Origin of the sequence: Streptomyces sp. NPDC059917 (assembly GCF_042730635.1) — a bacterium.
GTDB lineage: Bacteria > Actinomycetota > Actinomycetes > Streptomycetales > Streptomycetaceae > Streptomyces.
On record NZ_JBHWLC010000062.1, the window covers coordinates 1 to 16,638 of the forward strand.

General features: G+C 71.0%; 16 protein-coding genes and 1 tRNA gene. 14 read left to right on the forward strand and 3 right to left on the reverse strand.

The window, feature by feature from the left end:
- Positions 1-44: 44 nt before the first annotated feature.
- Positions 45-1,226 (reverse strand): glycosyltransferase, encoded by a 1,182-nt coding sequence (locus ACFWAR_RS29225; protein ID WP_385783340.1) that lies wholly within the window; start codon positions 1,224-1,226, stop codon positions 45-47.
- Positions 1,223-4,093, reverse strand: a complete 2,871-nt coding sequence (locus tag ACFWAR_RS29230) for a CDP-glycerol glycerophosphotransferase family protein (protein WP_385783343.1) — start codon at positions 4,091-4,093, stop codon at positions 1,223-1,225. Before ACFWAR_RS29230 ends, ACFWAR_RS29225 begins: the two co-directional genes overlap by 4 nt.
- Positions 4,094-4,275: 182 nt before the next feature.
- Here ACFWAR_RS29230 and ACFWAR_RS29235 point away from each other — a divergent pair, with 182 nt between their 5' ends.
- The 7 genes from ACFWAR_RS29235 (at position 4,276) to ACFWAR_RS29265 (ending at position 10,969) form a co-directional block, all read left to right on the forward strand.
- Complete coding sequence (locus ACFWAR_RS29235) at positions 4,276-5,328, forward strand: glycosyltransferase family 2 protein (protein ID WP_385783346.1); 1,053 nt, start codon at positions 4,276-4,278, stop codon at positions 5,326-5,328.
- Entirely contained in the window at positions 5,325-5,771 is a 447-nt protein-coding gene (locus ACFWAR_RS29240) for a GtrA family protein (protein WP_385783349.1), read from the forward strand. The genes ACFWAR_RS29235 and ACFWAR_RS29240 overlap by 4 nt, the downstream gene beginning before the upstream one ends.
- A gap of 74 nt (positions 5,772-5,845) precedes the next feature.
- Positions 5,846-6,973, forward strand: a complete 1,128-nt coding sequence (gene proB / locus ACFWAR_RS29245; protein WP_385783352.1) for a glutamate 5-kinase — start codon at positions 5,846-5,848, stop codon at positions 6,971-6,973.
- Between the two features lie 100 nt (positions 6,974-7,073).
- Positions 7,074-7,490 (forward strand): hypothetical protein, encoded by a 417-nt coding sequence (locus tag ACFWAR_RS29250; protein ID WP_385783355.1) that lies wholly within the window; start codon positions 7,074-7,076, stop codon positions 7,488-7,490.
- A gap of 258 nt (positions 7,491-7,748) precedes the next feature.
- Positions 7,749-9,026 (forward strand): glutamate-5-semialdehyde dehydrogenase, encoded by a 1,278-nt coding sequence (locus ACFWAR_RS29255; protein WP_385783358.1) that lies wholly within the window; start codon positions 7,749-7,751, stop codon positions 9,024-9,026.
- A 77-nt stretch (positions 9,027-9,103) separates the two neighbouring features.
- Positions 9,104-9,682, forward strand: coding sequence for a hypothetical protein (locus ACFWAR_RS29260; protein WP_385783360.1), 579 nt, complete (start codon positions 9,104-9,106; stop codon positions 9,680-9,682).
- Positions 9,683-9,769: 87 nt separating this feature from the next.
- Positions 9,770-10,969, forward strand: a complete 1,200-nt coding sequence (locus ACFWAR_RS29265; RefSeq protein WP_385783363.1) for a hypothetical protein — start codon at positions 9,770-9,772, stop codon at positions 10,967-10,969.
- Here the strand turns inward: ACFWAR_RS29265 and ACFWAR_RS29270 are convergent.
- Entirely contained in the window at positions 10,953-12,068 is a 1,116-nt protein-coding gene (locus tag ACFWAR_RS29270; protein WP_385783365.1) for a M48 family metallopeptidase, read from the reverse strand. The genes ACFWAR_RS29265 and ACFWAR_RS29270 overlap by 17 nt on opposite strands.
- Positions 12,069-12,208: 140 nt before the next feature.
- On the opposite strand from ACFWAR_RS29270, the gene ACFWAR_RS29275 reads away from it, so the two are divergent.
- The 7 genes from ACFWAR_RS29275 (at position 12,209) to ACFWAR_RS29305 (ending at position 16,596) form a co-directional block, all read left to right on the forward strand.
- Positions 12,209-12,376, forward strand: a complete 168-nt coding sequence (locus ACFWAR_RS29275) for a hypothetical protein (protein WP_354380222.1) — start codon at positions 12,209-12,211, stop codon at positions 12,374-12,376.
- 85 nt (positions 12,377-12,461) lie between these two features.
- Entirely contained in the window at positions 12,462-13,079 is a 618-nt protein-coding gene (gene nadD, locus ACFWAR_RS29280; protein WP_330330354.1) for a nicotinate-nucleotide adenylyltransferase, read from the forward strand.
- Positions 13,080-13,109: 30 nt separating this feature from the next.
- The gene (locus ACFWAR_RS29285) at positions 13,110-14,765 is read left to right on the forward strand and encodes an LCP family protein (protein ID WP_385783369.1); all 1,656 of its coding nucleotides are present in this window, start codon (positions 13,110-13,112) and stop codon (positions 14,763-14,765) included.
- A gap of 131 nt (positions 14,766-14,896) precedes the next feature.
- Positions 14,897-15,343, forward strand: coding sequence for a ribosome silencing factor (gene rsfS, locus ACFWAR_RS29290; RefSeq protein WP_354380219.1), 447 nt, complete (start codon positions 14,897-14,899; stop codon positions 15,341-15,343).
- 80 nt (positions 15,344-15,423) lie between these two features.
- A complete protein-coding gene (locus ACFWAR_RS29295; RefSeq protein ID WP_354380337.1) occupies positions 15,424-16,044 on the forward strand; it encodes a histidine phosphatase family protein in 621 nt (206 codons plus the stop codon).
- 112 nt (positions 16,045-16,156) lie between these two features.
- Positions 16,157-16,229, forward strand: a tRNA-Ala gene (locus ACFWAR_RS29300).
- 133 nt (positions 16,230-16,362) lie between these two features.
- Complete coding sequence (locus ACFWAR_RS29305; RefSeq protein ID WP_008738908.1) at positions 16,363-16,596, forward strand: hypothetical protein; 234 nt, start codon at positions 16,363-16,365, stop codon at positions 16,594-16,596.
- Positions 16,597-16,638 lie beyond the last annotated feature (42 nt).

The following is a 16,638-nucleotide window of genomic DNA, read 5'->3' on the forward strand; positions in this document are numbered from 1 at the left end:
GAGACAGGCACCGGGGCGGGCGGCTCCTTCGTACGGCGGACCGGTCAGCGTTCCAGGAACGCGAACAGCTTCTCCCACCGGTCGGTGATCTCGGCGCTGGAGTAGCGGCGCACGCTCCGGAAGGCGGCGTCGCCCATCCGGTCGCGCAGCTCCTTGTCCGCCATCAACAGCCGCAGGTGGCCGGCCAGTTCCATGGTGTTGCCGAGCCGCGCGAGCAGCCCGTCCTCCCCGTGGGTGACGATGGCCCGCACGCCCGGCGCGCAGTCGAAGGCCGCGCAGGGCACGCCCGCCGCCATCGCCTCCAGCAGGGTGATCGGGAAGCCCTCGGCCCGGGAGGCCTGGGCGAACACCGAAGCCCCGCGCAGGGCGCCCAGCACGTCGTTCGTGCTGCCCATCCACTCGACCGAATCGTCCAGGCCGAGCGAGGTGCAGCGCTCGCGCAGCATGTCCGCGTCGACGCCCGCGCCGTAGATCCGAAGGGTCCAGTCGGGATGCTGCGGGACGGCGTCGGCCCAGGCGTCGAGGAGCAGGTCGACGCCCTTCTCGTCGGCGAGGCGACCCACGCAGGCGACGACCTTCGCGGTGCGCGGGGCGGGGGAGTCCGGCATGAAGGGCAGCGGGTTCGGCATGCTGGAGACGTTCTGCATGCCGGAGCGGATCCAGAGGTCCGCGTCCTCGGGGGTCAGCACCAGCAGGCGGTCCACGTCCCGGTAGTGGCGCCGGACCCGGGCCGCGCGGGTGGACTTGTGGCTGGCCTCGTAGGACTCGTGGCTCATCCCGATGAGGCTGAGCCCCTTGGTGTCGCTGAGGCCCACCCACTCCATCGCCCAGACCTGGGTGACGATCACGACCGCGCCGGGGCGGGCCGCCCGGAACAGCCCGCTCAGCTGCTCGGCCTTGGCCCGCATCCCGGCCCGGCGGACCGCCTGGCGGCGCCGCTCGGGGGCGTTGAGGCGCCCCTTGATGCCGTGCAGCCGACGGGCCGCGGGCGGGTGGGCGTCGTACAGGGTGGTCGTGGCGTACGGCAGGTCCGCCGGGAACTCCTGGCGGATCTCCTCGGCCACGGGGGCGATGCCGATGACGTGCACCCGGTGGCCGCGGTCGGTCAGGAGCCGGGCCATCTGGTGCGACCAGGTGGTCACCCCGCCCAGCTCGTCCACGCTGTTGGAGACGATGAAGACGTCCCGTCCGTCGGTCGGCGGTGACTCGACGCTCTGCTCGCTCACTTGCCACCCCTGGTGAAGAACTTCTCGACGATCTGACGGGCCGCGTCCCCGCGGTCGTACTCGCCGAACTCGGCGAGGAAACGGGCGCGGGACTCGGCGTACTTGGCGTCCGCCTCCTCGAAGGCGCCCAGCGCCTGCAGGAGTTCGTCCGCCGTGGCCACGACCGGGCCCGGGGCCTTCTCCTTGAGGTCGAAGTACGTGCCGCGGATGTCCGTCGTGTACTTCTCGTAGTCGTAGGCGAAGAACACCATCGGCCGGTCGAGGACGGCGTAGTCGAACATCACGGACGAGTAGTCCGTGATCAGCCCGTCGGCGAGCTCCAGCAGCGGGGTGATGTCGTGCCTGCGGGACACGTCGATCACCCGGCCCGCCACCGACGGCGGCAGGGAGACGCTGTTGAGGTAGTGCGTGCGCACCAGCAGCGTGAAGCGGTCGCCGAGCCGCTCCGCGAACTCCTCGACGTCGAAGGGGAAGGCGAAGCCCTCCACCGCGCCGTCCGCGTTCGCCCGGAAGGTCGGCGCGTACAGCAGCACCTTCGTGCCCGGGGCGATGCCCAGTTCCGCGGCGAGCGGACCGCGCACCCGCTCTCCGCTGTCCGCCTCGGCGCGGTGCGCCGCGACCAGGGCGTCGTTGCGGGGGTAGCCGGTGCGCAGCAGGACCTCGTCGCGCAGCCGGAAGCCCTTGGCGAGGGTGCGGGCGTCGTGCTCGGAGCGGATCAGGAAGTGGTCGAAGCGGTCCACGGCCTTCTGGAACTTGGCCTGCCCCGCGCGTCCCTGCGCCTTGGTGCGCGGCTCGTGGAAGCCCATGCGCTTGAGGGCGGAGCCGTGCCAGGTCTGGATGTAGGTCGTCCCGGGGCGCTTGGCGAGCGCGAGCGGGAAGCCCTGGTTGTCGATCCAGTACTCGGCCTGGGCCAGGGCCCGCAGGTAGGGCCAGCTCCAGCGCTTGACCAGGGTGGCCTCCTTGGGGAAGCCGGTGGGGCGGGCGCCCGCGTAGGACCACACCGCGTCGAAGGCGACGCCCTGGCGGACCATCTCCTCGTAGATCGCCTTGGGGCTGTCGCTGTACTGCTTGCCCATGTGGCTCTCGAAGACGACCGTGCCCTTCTTGATCGGCAGCTTCGAGAAGACCTCGTGGTAGAGCTTCACCTTCTGCTCGCCGGAACCGATGTTCCGGCGGGCCCGCAGGGCCTTGCGCAGGCCGCGCTTGACCACTCCGGCCGCCTTGCCGTGCATGGCGTTGTTGATCAGGTTCTGGGTGCGGACGGCGGCGGCGCCCTCCGCGGTCAGGACGTAGGAGAGGTTGCCCTTCTTGGTGATCTCCGGCTCGAAGCGGTCGGAGACCAGCCGGGTCAGCCGGGGGCGCACGCGCAGCTTGGTCGCCGATTCCAGGTCGACGTCGCCGACCGAGACCCGGGTGGAGAGGCGGTCGCCGCCTGCCTTCAACTTGAGCCGGACGTCCCAGACGGCGTCGATGATGCCGAGCGGGCGCACGGTCGAGCCGATGTCGGCCGTCGCGGTCCACTCGATCGTGTCACCGGCGTGGCGCACGGTTGCCACCGGGAAGCGGAAGGAACGCACCCCGATCTGCCGCCGGGCGCGGAACTCCAGCTCGGCGCTCAGCTCCGCGTCGGGCCGGATCCGGCCGAGCGGGTTCACGACGGCGCCCGACACGGTGACCGTGCCGCGGCCGTCGTCCTCGTAGGAGGTGAGCCGGTTGCCCAGGGCCAGCGAGGTCAGCGCGGTGGTGTGGAAGCCCTGGTCGGTGACGTCCAGTATCCGGCGGGCCTCGGCGTCGTCGAGGTGCTCGGCGCACCAGTAGACGCGCCCGTCGCGCTCCGCCAGCGGGGAGGACAGGCGCCCCTTGTTGGTCATGGAGTCGGCGGCCGAGAGCAGGTTGTCCCAGTCCTCCTGGCCGAGCAGGTACGCGCAGATCGCCTGGAGCGCGGTGACGTGCTCGTAGGCGGCCGGGTCGATGCCCGCCAGGTAGCCGTTGGCCAGGCGGGCGAACTCCTGGCGGTAGTCGTCGTCCAGCAGCCGCAGGTCGCGCAGGTGCAGCACGAGGTCGTGCTTGAGGAACTTGGCGTCCTTGGCGGACTTGATCTGGTCGTGGCCCTTGCCGGCGAGCAGCTCGTCGACCCGGCGGTGGATCTCCATCCGGTGGACGAAGTTCGCGATCTCGTGGCGCCGGTTGCTGATCGACTTGTCGGTGGCCTTCTCGACCACGTTCCAGAAGTAGACCTGGTTGGGGATCAGCGTGATCCGGCTGGCCGCGACGTAGGCCTGGGCCGAGAAGAGCAGGTCCTCGTAGTGGATCCCGACCGGGAACTCCAGCCCCTGCTCCAGCAGGAACGCGCGGCGGTAGCACTTGTTCGTCGAGAGGGTGTCGTAGACCAGCAGGTCCGGGTACTCGGTGATCGACTCCAGCGTCCGCGTGCGGGAGTAGATCCAGGGGTACCACTCGGTCGTCTTGCCGAACCGGTTGTCCAGGTGGACCCGGACGCACATGCCGGCGACCAGGTCGGAACCGGTCCGCTCGGCGGCGTCGAGCATGTTGCGGCAGGCGTTGCGCTCCAGGACGTCGTCGCTGTCCAGGAACATGACGTAGGTGCCGGTCGCCTGCTGGATGCCGTGGTTGCGCGGTGCGCCGCAGCCGCCGCTGTTCTCGGGCAGCCGGAAGGCGCGGACCCGGCCCGGATGGGCCGCTTCCAGCTCCTGGGCGATCGCGTAGGACCGGTCCTTGCTGCAGTCGTCGACGATCACGACTTCGACTCCGGCCAGAGTCTGGTCCAGAACCGACCGCACCGCTGTCGGCAGACGCTCTGCGTCGTTGTAGACGATGACGACCACGGAGACGTCAGGCACGTGCACCTCGATCTTGTTGTTCCTTCCGCCCCCGGACTCCGTCCGGAGGGACCCCCACCAGTTCAAAGCTACCGTGTACCGCACTCACCTCAGGCAGGCCGCCCGGCGGCGTGCATACTTCTAAGGAAGAGGTGAGCGTCGGGTCGGGCCGCCGACAATCACCCGTTCGGACCCAGCAGGAAGTGTTCATGACGAAGCTGTCCGTAGTAGTCCCCTGCTACAACGAAGAAGCGGTCATCGACAGCTTCGACACCGAGATCCGCAGGGTCCTCGACGCCCTCCCCGTCGACTACGAGGTCTGCTACGTCGACGACGGCAGCCGCGACGGCACGCTGGAAAAGCTCCGCAAGATCGCCGCCGAGTACGGCGACCAGACCCGGTACGTCTCCTTCAGCCGCAACTTCGGCAAGGAGGCCGGCATGCTCGCCGGCCTGCGCGAGACCACCGGCGACGCCGTCGTGATCATGGACGCGGACCTCCAGCACCCGCCGGACCTGATCGCGACCATGCTCGACTACTACCGGCAGGGCCACGACCAGATCATCGCCCGGCGCACCCGCGAGGGCGACAAGAAGCTGCGCAGCGCCCTGAGCCGGCTCTACTACCGCGGGATCAACCGCTGGGTGGACGTGGAGCTGGCCGACGGGGTGGGCGACTTCCGGCTGCTGTCCCGCCCGGCCGTGGACGCGCTGCTCTCGCTGCCCGAGTACAACCGCTTCTCCAAGGGCCTCTTCTCCTGGATCGGCTTCGACACCGTCCACTTCGACTACCGCAACGCGCAGCGCGAGGCGGGGGAGACGAAGTGGAAGCTCGGGTCCCTGCTGAACTACGGCATGGACGGCCTGATCTCCTTCAACAACCGGCCGCTGCGGATCGGCATCTGGGCCGGCGTGTCCCTGGTCGCGCTCACCGTCGTGTACGCCCTGTGGATCATCGCCATGGCGTTGACGGACGGTATCGATTCGCCCGGTTACGTCACGATCGTCGCCCTCATCGTCGGCATCGGCGGCGTCCAGATGATCATGCTGGGCCTGATCGGCGAGTACATCGGGCGCATCTACTACGAGACCAAGCGCCGCCCGCACTTCCTGGTCAAGGAATCGCACGGCGTCACCGTCGAGCCGCCCCGCTCGTCCCTCACGCCCACGCCCATGCCCACGCCGCAGACGGCGGGCACCACCGCTACGGCCACCGCTGCCGCGACCCCGGCCGCGACCGCCACGGAGCAGGACACCCGATGAAGAGCCAGCTCGGCCAGATACTCCGCTTCGGCCTCGTCGGCGGGGTGAACACCGGCACCTTCTTCGTGCTGTACCTGCTGCTGCACCCGCACATGCCGTACTTCGCCGCCTACACGCTGGCCTTCGTGCTGGCGATGGTCGGCTCGTTCTTCATGAACACCTACTTCACCTACCGGACCAGGCCCACCTGGAAGAAGTTCCTGCTCTTCCCCCTGACGAACATCACCAACTACGTGATCCAGTCGGTCGGCCTGCTCCTCCTGGTGGACTGGGCGGGCATGAACGAGAAGATCGCGCCGCTGGTCGCCGCCGTCATCGCGATCCCCTTCACCTACGTGATCTCCAAGCGCATCCTGATCCCCGGAACGGACGAGGCCCGGGCCGCCGACCCCGCCGGGTCCGAGCCGCAGCGCTCCTCGACCTCCTCCGCGTCCACGGTCTGAAACCCGCGGGCACGGCCGGGAGGCCACCCCGTAGATTGAGGCGCGCACATCGGGCGAGGGGCAAGGGGACAAGCGTGTCAGCGGCAAGGCAGGGCGTGGCCGACGCCCGCAGGATCGTCGTCAAGGTCGGCTCCTCCTCGCTCACCACCGCGGCGGGCGGACTGGACGCCGACCGGGTCGACGCCCTGGTCGACGTACTGGCCAAGGCCCGCAGCGGCGGCGAGAAGGAGATCGTGCTGGTCTCCAGCGGCGCCATCGCCGCCGGCCTCTCCCCGCTCGGCCTGCGCCGCCGCCCCAAGGACCTGGCCCGCCAGCAGGCCGCCGCCAGCGTCGGCCAGGGCCTGCTCGTCGCCCGCTACACCGCCTCCTTCGCGCGCTACGGCGTGCGCGTCGGCCAGGTGCTGCTGACCACCGACGACACCAGCCGCCGCGCGCACTACCGCAACGCCTACCGCACCCTGGACCAGCTGCTCGCGATGGGCGCCCTGCCCGTCGTCAACGAGAACGACACCGTCGCCACCGACGAGATCCGCTTCGGCGACAACGACCGGCTGGCCGCCCTCGTCGCGCACCTGGTCCGCGCCGACCTCCTGATCCTCCTCTCCGACGTCGACGGGCTCTACGACGGCGACCCCGCCCTCCCCGGCACCACCCGCATCGACCAGGTGCGCGGCCCCGAGGACATCGCCCACGTCACCATCGGCAGCGCGGGCAAGGCGGGCGTGGGCACGGGCGGCATGGTCACCAAGGTCGAGGCCGCCCGGATCGCCGCCGCCGCCGGCATCCCGGTGGTCCTGACCTCCGCCAGCCAGGCCGCCGACGCCCTCGCGGGCGGCGCGACCGGCACCCACTTCCACGCCACGGGCCGCCGCTCCACCGACCGGCTCCTGTGGCTCCAGCACGCCTCCGCCCCCCAGGGCCACCTGATCCTGGACGACGGAGCGGTCCGCGCGGTGACCGAACGCGGCAGCTCGCTGCTGCCCGCGGGCATCGCGTCGGTCGGCGGCGACTTCATCGCGGGGGACCCCGTCGAGCTGCGGGACGCGCGGGGGCGCGCCTTCGCCCGCGGGCTGGTGAACTTCGACGCGAAGGAGCTGCCGCTGCTGCTGGGCCGCTCCACGAAGGAACTGGCGCGCGAGCTGGGACCGGAGTACGAGCGCGAGGTCGTACACAGGGACGACCTGGTACTGCTCCAGGACTGAGCCCGCAGGGCCGATGTTGGGCAAAACCGCCGCGCGGTCGGTCGGGGACTGGTCAACTGTGAGGGGCGGACACGAGGAGCGCGCAGACAGGAGGCGGCTGGTGAGACGAGCGCTGACCAGCGTCGGCTCGGGAGACTGCGACGGAGCGGGTTCCGGTCGCGGTGACGAGCGGGACGACTCCCGGCTGTGGCACATCACCCTGAGCGTCTCCGGCAAACCGGTCCCGCTGTCCGAGGTCCGGCGCGGGCTGGAACAGCTGGCCCACGACCACCCCTTCCTGCTGACCAGCCGGTACGCCGACGACCACGCGGAGATCCGGTACTGGGAAGAGGCCCGCGACCTGCACGACGCGGCCGCCGTCGCCCTCCGGCTGTGGGGCGAACACCGCTCCTCCGCGAGGCTCCCGGCCTGGGAGATCGTCGGCCTGGAGGTCATCGACCGCGCGACCTACCACCAACGCGTGGCCGAAGGCTACGGCCCCCCACCGGCCCACCCGGTCGGCGTCCACCCGTACTGACCCCGGACCACAACCAGCCCCGCCGGCGTTTGAGGCGCGGCTCGTGGGGCCTCCGGCGGGCCCTCAAGCGCCGGGCCAGAACCAGCCCCGCCGGCGTTTGAGGCGCGGGTCCGGGCGGAGCCCGGTTTCGGGAAGGGGCGGGTAGGGGAGCGGCCCCGCGCAGCGGCCCGGCGGCCCCCACCGGCACCCCCGCGGAGCGACCGTCTCGCGGGGTGGAACCCCGGCAACCCCCCACCCCCGGGGTACTACCCTGCACGCATGACCTCGCAGAACGACGCAGCCGAATCCGTCACCGCCACCGCCACCCGCGCGAAGACGGCCGCCGCCACCCTCGCCCCCCTCCCGCGGTCCGCCAAGGACACCGCGCTGCTGGCGATCGCGGACGCGCTGGAGGCCCGTACGGCCGAGATCATCGAGGCCAACGCCGTGGACACCGCCAAGGCCGCCGCCACCGGCACCAGCGAGACCGTCATCGACCGCCTCACCCTCACGGCGGAGCGGATCCACGCCATCGCCGCCGACGTCCGGGACGTCGCGGCACTGCCCGACCCGGTCGGCGAGGTCGTCCGCGGCTCGACCCTCCCCAACGGCATCGACCTGCGCCAGGTCCGCGTCCCGCTCGGCGTCGTCGGCATCATCTACGAGGCCCGCCCCAACGTCACCGTCGACGCCGCCGCCCTCTGCCTGAAGTCCGGCAACGCGGTGCTCCTGCGCGGCAGCTCCTCCGCCTACGCCTCCAACACCGCCCTCGTCGCCATCCTCCGGGACGCGGTCGAGAGCGCGGGGCTGCCCGCCGACGCGGTCCAGCTGGTGCCCGGCGAGAGCCGCGACTCCGTCCGCGAGCTGATGCGCGCCCGCGGCCTCGTCGACGTCCTCATCCCGCGCGGCGGTGCCTCCCTCATCAAGACGGTCGTCGAGGAGTCCATCGTTCCCGTCATCGAGACCGGCACCGGCAACTGCCACGTCTACGTCGACGCGCAGGCCGACCTGGCCATGGCGGTGAACATCCTCGTCAACTCCAAGGCGCAGCGGCCCTCCGTCTGCAACTCCGCCGAGACCCTGCTGGTCCACCGCGACATCGCCCACGCCTTCCTCCCGCTGGCGCTGGACGCCCTCGCGGACGCCGGGGTGACCGTGCACGGCGACGCCGAGGTGCTCTCGTACGCCGAGGAGTCCAAGGTGACCGCGCTGGCCGCCACCGACGAGGACTGGGCCGCCGAGTACCTGTCCTACGACATCGCCGCCGGGGTGGTGGACTCCCTGGACGACGCCGTCGCCCACATCCGGCGCTGGACCTCCGGTCACACCGAGGCCATCGTCACCACCTCGCAGGCCGCCGCACGCCGTTTCACCCAGCTGGTCGACTCGACCACGGTCGCCGTGAACGCCTCCACCAGGTTCACGGACGGTGGTCAGTTCGGCTTCGGCGCGGAGATCGGGATCTCCACCCAGAAGCTCCACGCCCGGGGCCCGATGGGGCTCCCGGAGCTGACGTCGACCAAGTACATCGTCACCGGCGACGGTCACGTTCGGTAGTCGACCGCCGTACCCCGCGTGGCCGGAATTCGGCAGATGCCCTGCCCAAAGCCGCCCCCCAGGTCTAGGCTGGCGATGTGCCGGACGACGTGGGGGGCAAACCGTTCCCGGACGACGGGGAGCCCGACGACGACCGCGGAGGCGCGGAGTACGACTTCGCCTCCGTGGTGTTCGACGAGGACTTCGTCCGGAACGCCGAGATCCATGAACCGAGCGCCCTGGAGCGCCAGCGGGCGGCCGACCGCGCCCGCGCCGACGCGGAGGCCCGCGCCGCCGCCGTCGCGGGCGGCTGGGCCACCGACGACGACTCCTTCGAGGGCCACGAGGGCCATCCGTACGGCTACGGACCCGACGGCTACGGCCTCGACGCGTCCGGGCGCGACTACGGCTACGGGTACGGCTACGGCCCGTACGGAGCCTACGGAGGCTCCCTGCGCCCCTACCGCGGCCGCTCCCGGTGGCTGCGGCCCGTCGCCTGGGTGCTCGCCGTCGTGATGGGCGTCGGCATGGTCACGCTCGCCTTCAGCGCCGTCTACCGCGGCGCCGCGGGCGACCCCGACCCGGCCCCGCGCCCCGCTCCGGCACCCGCCAGCACCCCATTGGCGGAAGTCACGGGGTCCGGCGAGTTTACGCGCCCCGTCGTTCGCCAACCCTGAAAGTACGACCCCTCTCACGCGCGTGCCGGAATCCGGCGCGCTTGCGGGTAGGGGGCTTCTCTGAAGCGGGGACAGCGGGGAGAAGCAATGGCCGTGCCAGGAGATCCACCCGACGGCACCCCCGAGGGCATCGGCGGGGGCGAGGACGAATTCCGGCCGGACGAGTACCGGGCGGTGGTGTTCGACGAGGACTTCGTCCGGGCTGCCCGGCTCCAGGAGTTCTCCGCGGAAGAGCGCATGGGCGAGCACGCCAGGGCCGTGCGCAGCCGCTCCATGTGGTCCTCCGGTGCGCCCCGGCCGGTCAACGGCGCACCGGGCCGGGCCGCCCGCCAGGGGCTGCTGCTCGTGCTGCTGATCGCCATGGCCTTCGGGGTCGCCGTCTACCTGGGCCTGAGCAATCCCTACGTGCCCCCGCCCCCGGGACGCGCGCAGCCGCTCACCGCCACGGTCGTCCCGCTGGCCCCCACCACCACCGTGCCCGGCGGCAAGCCGGCCGACCTGTACGCGAAGAGCCCGGCCGCCGAGTACCGGGTGGGAGCGGCCGGCATCACCCTGCCCGCGGTGCGCCGCACCCAGCACTTCAGCGAGGCCCAGGTGCTGACCGCGGTGGCCACCGCCAAGGACTACCTCGTCCAGTCCTCGCTCGACCCGGACGTGCTCGGCGGCACCGCCTCCCGGCCGGTGCGGGTGCTGCTGGACCCGGACCTGTTGGCCCAGTTCGACCGCAGCATGACCAATCCCACCGGGGACGGGCAGCACGCGGCCACCGGCTGGCTCGTCCGCTTCGACGCGGGCACCGCCGTACTGGCCGACTCCCGCGTGCGCGTGAGCGGCACGCTGGGCTTCGAGGAGGTCGCTCCTGACGTCCTGGAGGTGACCTCCGACCACACCTTCGTCTACACCGTCCGCGGGGCCGTCGCCGGACCCGGGCTCGACAACGCCTCGCTCTTCACCGTCCGCCGCGAGCTGCGCATGCGCTTCGACCGCGAGGACCTGGTGGCCCACCGGGTGGAGCTGCTGTCGGCCTACGTGAGCGCCGGGCCGCAGGACTGCGCGGTCGACCCGGCCACGGGCTTCCGGCCGCTGCTCGCCGGGGCGGCCGCGACCACGGTGGGCCCGGCCGCGACCGACCCCTATGCCAGTGGCCGCCCGCGCCGGACCTCCGGCCTGTGCGGGGTGCTGGCCCCGCCGCCGACGGACGCCCCCGCGCCGGCCCCGGCCGACCCGGGACCCGCGCCGGAGCCCGCCACGGTCGATCCGGTGGCTCCGGTCAGCCCGCTTCCGTAGCGCCGCCCTTGCCGTCGGCGGTCGGTTCGTCGGAGGAGCCCGGGGCGCCCGAAGAGCCCGGGGCGCTCGGGGCCGCGCCGCCGGTGAACTTGTCGCGCAGCTTGCCGCCGAGGTCGCCCGCGCCGCCCGCGATGTCGCCGACGAGCTTCATCAGCGGGTCCTTGCTGGTGCGCACCGCATCGGCGTAGTGCGCGGCGGACTGGCGGAAGGAGTCGGTCACCGAGGTGTCCTGGTCCTCCTCGCGGCGCGGGTAGTGACCGGCCATGATCCGCTGGAAGTCGCGGCTCTCGGCCCACTTCTTCAGCTCCGCGGCCCGCACGGTGGTGAAGGGGTGCGTCCGCGGCAGCACGTTGAGGATCTTCAGGACCGAGTCGCGCAGGTCGCCGCTGGCGTCGTACTCCTCGGCCTGGGCGAGGAAGGCGTCCACGTTCATCTCGTGCAGGTGGTTGCCACCCGCGATCTTCATGAGACCGCGCATCGAGGCCTGGACGTCCTGTCCGACCAGCAGGCCGGCCCGGTCCGCCGACAGCTCGGACTTGCGGAACCACTCCCGCAGCGCCGTGACGATCGCCATGATCGCGACATTGCCCAGCGGGATCCACGCCACCTTCAGCGCCAGGTTCGTCAGGAACAGCAGGATCGTGCGGTACACGGAGTGCCCCGACAGCGCGTGGCCCACCTCGTGGCCGACGACCGCCCGCATCTCCTCCTCGTCCAGCAGCTCCACCAGGGCCGTGGTGACCACGATGATCGGCTCGTCCAGCCCGATGCACATGGCATTGGGCTTCGGGTCCTGCTGGACGTACATCTGCGGGACCTTCTCCAGGTCCAGGATGTAACAGGCGTCCAGCAACATCGCGTGCAGGTGCGGGAACTGGGTCTCGCCCACCCGCACCGAGTCGGACAGGAACAGCAGCCGCAGGCTCCGCTCCGGAAGCAGCCCGCTGAGGGCCTTGAAGACGGTGTCGAAGCCGCTCAGCTTGCGCAGGGCCACGAGGGCCGAACGGTCCGCCGGGTGCTCGTACGTCCGTGACGAGATGCCGGGGAACCTCCTGCGGTCCCGGGCCGGTGCCTTCTCGAATGCCGTGCCGTCCGTCATCGCGCTCCCCCTCGATCCACCTGCCGCACCGTGCGTCCATCCTCTCCAACGCCTGAGTCGGCGTGAGCGTGCCCCGGGCCCCCGCATACGATGTGAGGGAAGTCTCCGCCCGCTCCCCGACTCGATAGGTAACCAGCCTGATGAGCCTCCAGTCCACCGCCCACGACCTGGTCCTCCTCGCCTCCGAGGGCGCCGGTGAGCACGCGGGCAACCACGAAAGCCTCAACCCCTACCTGACCGGTGGCGGCGCCTTCGTCCTGCTGCTGCTCATGCTCTGGGTGACCACCCGCCTGAACCGCGACCGCTAGTCCGCGCACGGCCCCCGCGGGCCCGTCGCTCACGTGCTCGAACCCGGGTCATGGTCGCGGCACCGGGCCAGTAGGCTCTGCGCTCATGGGAGAGCAGGAAATGCCTACCGGCCCGGTCAAGCGCCGGCTCGGCGTGATGGGCGGGACATTCGACCCGATCCACCACGGACACCTGGTGGCCGCCAGCGAAGTGGCCGCCCTTTTCCACCTCGACGAGGTGATCTTCGTACCGACGGGTGAACCGTGGCAGAAGTCGCACGGGGCGGTCTCGGCGGCCGAGGACCGGTATCTGATGACGGTCATCGCCACGGCGTCGAACCCGCAGTTCTCGGTGAGCCGCATCGACATCGACCGCGGCGGCCCGACCTACACCATCGACACCCTGCGGGACCTGCGCTCGCGCAATGACGACGCGGACCTGTTCTTCATCACGGGCGCCGACGCCCTGGCGCAGATCCTCACCTGGCGCGATGCCGAGGAGCTGTTCGCCCTCGCCCACTTCATCGGCGTGACCCGTCCGGGGCACGTGCTCACCGACGACGGCCTGCCCAAGGGCGGGGTGTCGCTGGTCGAGGTCCCCGCGCTGGCCATCTCGTCCACGGACTGCCGTGCGAGGGTGGTCCAGGGCGATCCTGTCTGGTACTTGGTGCCGGACGGTGTCGTGCGCTATATCGACAAGCGTGAGCTGTACCGGGGAGCCTGAGCTTCCGCTTCCGCAGAGAGGGGCCCCGCGGTGAACGACCGACAGGAGCCGTACGACCGGGCCGATCCTTACGCAGCCCAGGAGCAACAGCTCCTCGGCTACGACGCGTACGGGCAGCCGGTGTACGGCCCGGTGCCCGCTCAGCAGCCCGCGTACGACCAGCAGCAGTACCAGCAGCCGGTCCAGCAGTACGACTACCAGGGCTACGACCAGCAACAGCAACAGCAGCAGTACTACTACCCGCAGCAACAGCAGCAACAACAGCAGCAAGCGCAGCAACAACAGCAGCCCCAGGCGCAGCAGACCCAGCAGTGGATCCCGCAGCAGGGCTCCCCGGAGCAGCCGCCGGCCCCCGAGCCGGCGGCCGCGCCGGTGTCCGCGCAGGTGCCCGAGCCGCGGCGGGCCGAGGTCGACGCCGACGGCTACCACACGGCGCAGTTCGCCTTCATCGACCAGCCGGACGAGGAGTCCGAGGACGTCATCGACTGGCTCAAGTTCACCGAGAGCCGGACCGAGCGCCGCGAGGAGGCCCGCCGCCGGGGCAAGAACCGGGTGGTCGCGCTGATCGTCGTACTCGCCCTGTTCGTCGTCGGCGGCCTCGGCTACCTCTGGTACGCGGACAAGCTGCCCTTCCTCGACGGGCCGCGGAAGGCGAAGGGCGCTTCCGCCGACGCCACCGGGCCGCAGAAGCGCGACATGATCGTCGTCCACCTGCACAACACCAAGCGGGGCGGCACCTCCACGGCCCTGCTCGTCGACAACGTCACCACCAAACAGGGCGCCACCGTCCTGCTCCCCAACACCCTCACCGTGCCCAAGGAGGACGGCACCTCCACGGCCCTGTCCAAGTCCGTGGAGGAGGACGGTCTCGGCGGCACCCGCGAGGCCCTCGACACCATGCTCGGCACTCGCATCGGCGGCACCTGGCGCCTCGACACCCCGTTCCTGGAACGGCTCGTCGAGCTGGTCAGCGGCATCGAGGTGGACACCGACGTGGCCGTCCCCGCCGACGACAAGGCCAAGACCCCCGCCGTCGCCCAGGGCCAGAAGCAGAGCCTGAGCGGCCCCATGGCCGTCGCCTACGCCACCTACCAGGCCCAGGGCGAACCGGAGGCCAAGCAGCTGGAGCGCTTCGGCAAGGTCCTCTACGGCGTGCTGCGCAAGATGCCCAGTGACCCCGCGGCGGCCACCGTCACGGTCGAGACGCTCGCCCAGATCCTGGACCCCTCGCTGAACGAGAAGGCGCTCGGCAGCTCGCTGTCCAAGCTCGCCGAGCACGCCAAGATCGGCGCCTACCGCACCGACGTGCTCCCGGTGAAGGCCGACGGGGCCCTGACCGAGGAAGCCAACAAGAAGGTCATCAAGGAGGTACTCGGCGGCACCCTGACGGCCCCGAAGCCCGGCGCGGCCCTGCGGGTGGGCCTGCGGGACGCCACCGGCACCGAGAAGACCCAGCTCGCGGCCAAGGCCGCGCTGCTCAACGGCGGCTACGGCTTCGTGGACGGCGGGAAGGCCGCGGCGACCCAGAGCACCTCGCAGATCACCTACCAGGACGACGCCCAGCGGGCGAAGGCGATCGACGTGGCCAAGACGCTGGGACTGCCGGAAACGGTGGTCAAGAAGGGCGAGAACGCGGTGAACGCGGACGTCGTCGTCACCCTGGGCAAGGACTACAAGGCGCCCTGAGCGTCCTTGATCACCACGGGGGCACCCCCTGTGACCAGCATTTCCGCCCGCGCCACGGCTTTGGCGCGGGCGGTGTCGGCGGTACATGAGACCCTTGTAAGGATCTGCCCGCCGACCCGAAAGCATGGCCAGTGACCGCCACGGACCGCTCCATCGAGCTCATCACCGCCGCCGCCCAGGCCGCGGCCGACCGGCTCGCGCACGACATCATCGCGTACGACGTCAGCGATGTGCTGTCGATCACCGACGCCTTCCTCCTCGCTTCGGCGCCCAACGACCGCCAGGTCAAGTCGATCGTCGACGAGATCGAGGAGAAGCTCCAGAAGGAGCTGGGCGCCAAGCCGGTGCGCCGCGAGGGCGACCGCGACGCCCGCTGGATCCTGCTCGACTACATCGACATCGTCGTCCACGTCCAGCACAGCGAGGAGCGCGTCTTCTACGCGCTGGAGCGCCTGTGGAAGGACTGCCCCGAGATCGACCTGCCCGAGGACGCCAAGCTCACCAAGGGCAAGGCCGAGGAGCACGCCGCGCTCCGTGCCGAGCAGGGCGACGACGAACTGGACGGTGATCTGTTCTGAGCACGATCGACACTGGCGCGGGCGCCAGCACCGGCAGTGGCAGTGGCAGCGGCGGCAGCGAGAAGAGCGCGGGCCGCAAGATCGTCCTGTGGCGTCACGGCCAGACCGCCTGGAACCTGGAGCGCCGCTTCCAGGGCTCCACGGACATCGAGCTGACCGAGGCGGGGGTGGCGCAGGCGCGCCGCGCCGCCCGGCTGCTCGCCTCGCTGAAGCCGGAGGCCATCGTCGCCTCCGACCTCAAGCGGGCCGCCGCGACCGCCGCCGAGCTGGCCGCGGTCACGGGCCTGTCCGTCGAGCACGACGAAGCGCTGCGCGAGACGTACGCGGGCGAATGGCAGGGCCTGACCCACGAGGAGATCCTCGGGAAGTACGGCGAGCAGTACGCGGCGTGGAAGCGCGGCGAGCCCGTCCGACGGGGCGGTGGCGAGCTGGAGACCGAGGTCGCCGACCGTTCGGCTCCGGTGGTCCTGCGGCACGTGGACCGGCTCTCCGAGGGCGGCACGCTGGTCGTGGTCAGCCACGGCGGAACCATCCGCACCACCATCGGCCGACTGCTCGGCCTGGAGTCGCACTACTGGGAGGGCCTCGGCGGGCTCTCCAACTGCTGCTGGTCCGTGCTCGGTGAGGGCGCGCGGGGCTGGCGGCTGCTGGAGCACAACGCCGGCACGCTGCCGGAACCGGTGCTCGGCGACGACGTCTGAGGGTGTCCCGACGACCCTCCGGCCCGGATTTCACTTTCCGGCGGGTCGCAGGCTAGAGTTCTTCTTGTTCGCAGCGCAGAACACCGGAGACGGGGGGAGCGCCGCGGAGAGCGGGGCTATAGCTCAGTTGGTAGAGCGCCTGCATGGCATGCAGGAGGTCTGGAGTTCAATTCTCCATAGCTCCACAATCAGGATCCCGTCCCCAACAGGGGGCGGGATCCTTGCTTTTGTCCAGGCTGCCCCGCCCGTCACCGGCATGACAGAATCGGACGGCCGGAGGGGAGATGGCGGCCCCTGGCGGGAGGGAGTCGCTGACGGATGGGTGCACACCGGCGCCGGTGCGACTGGTGCAACAACGGCACGCCGATCGTGCGGGACATGGACCCGGTCAATCCCGACTACCAGTACTGGTGCGAGGAATGCGCGCGGGCGCTGATCATAAAGGGCGACCCGATCGAGACGTACCGGGAACTCGAGGGGGAGCCGATCTACGGCCGACTGCTCGACGAGCACTGCACGCTCAAGCGGTTCTACCAGTTCGCCAGGGCGTGACCCGGGGCCCCGATCGCGGTCCCCGGAACACGGTCCCCGAAG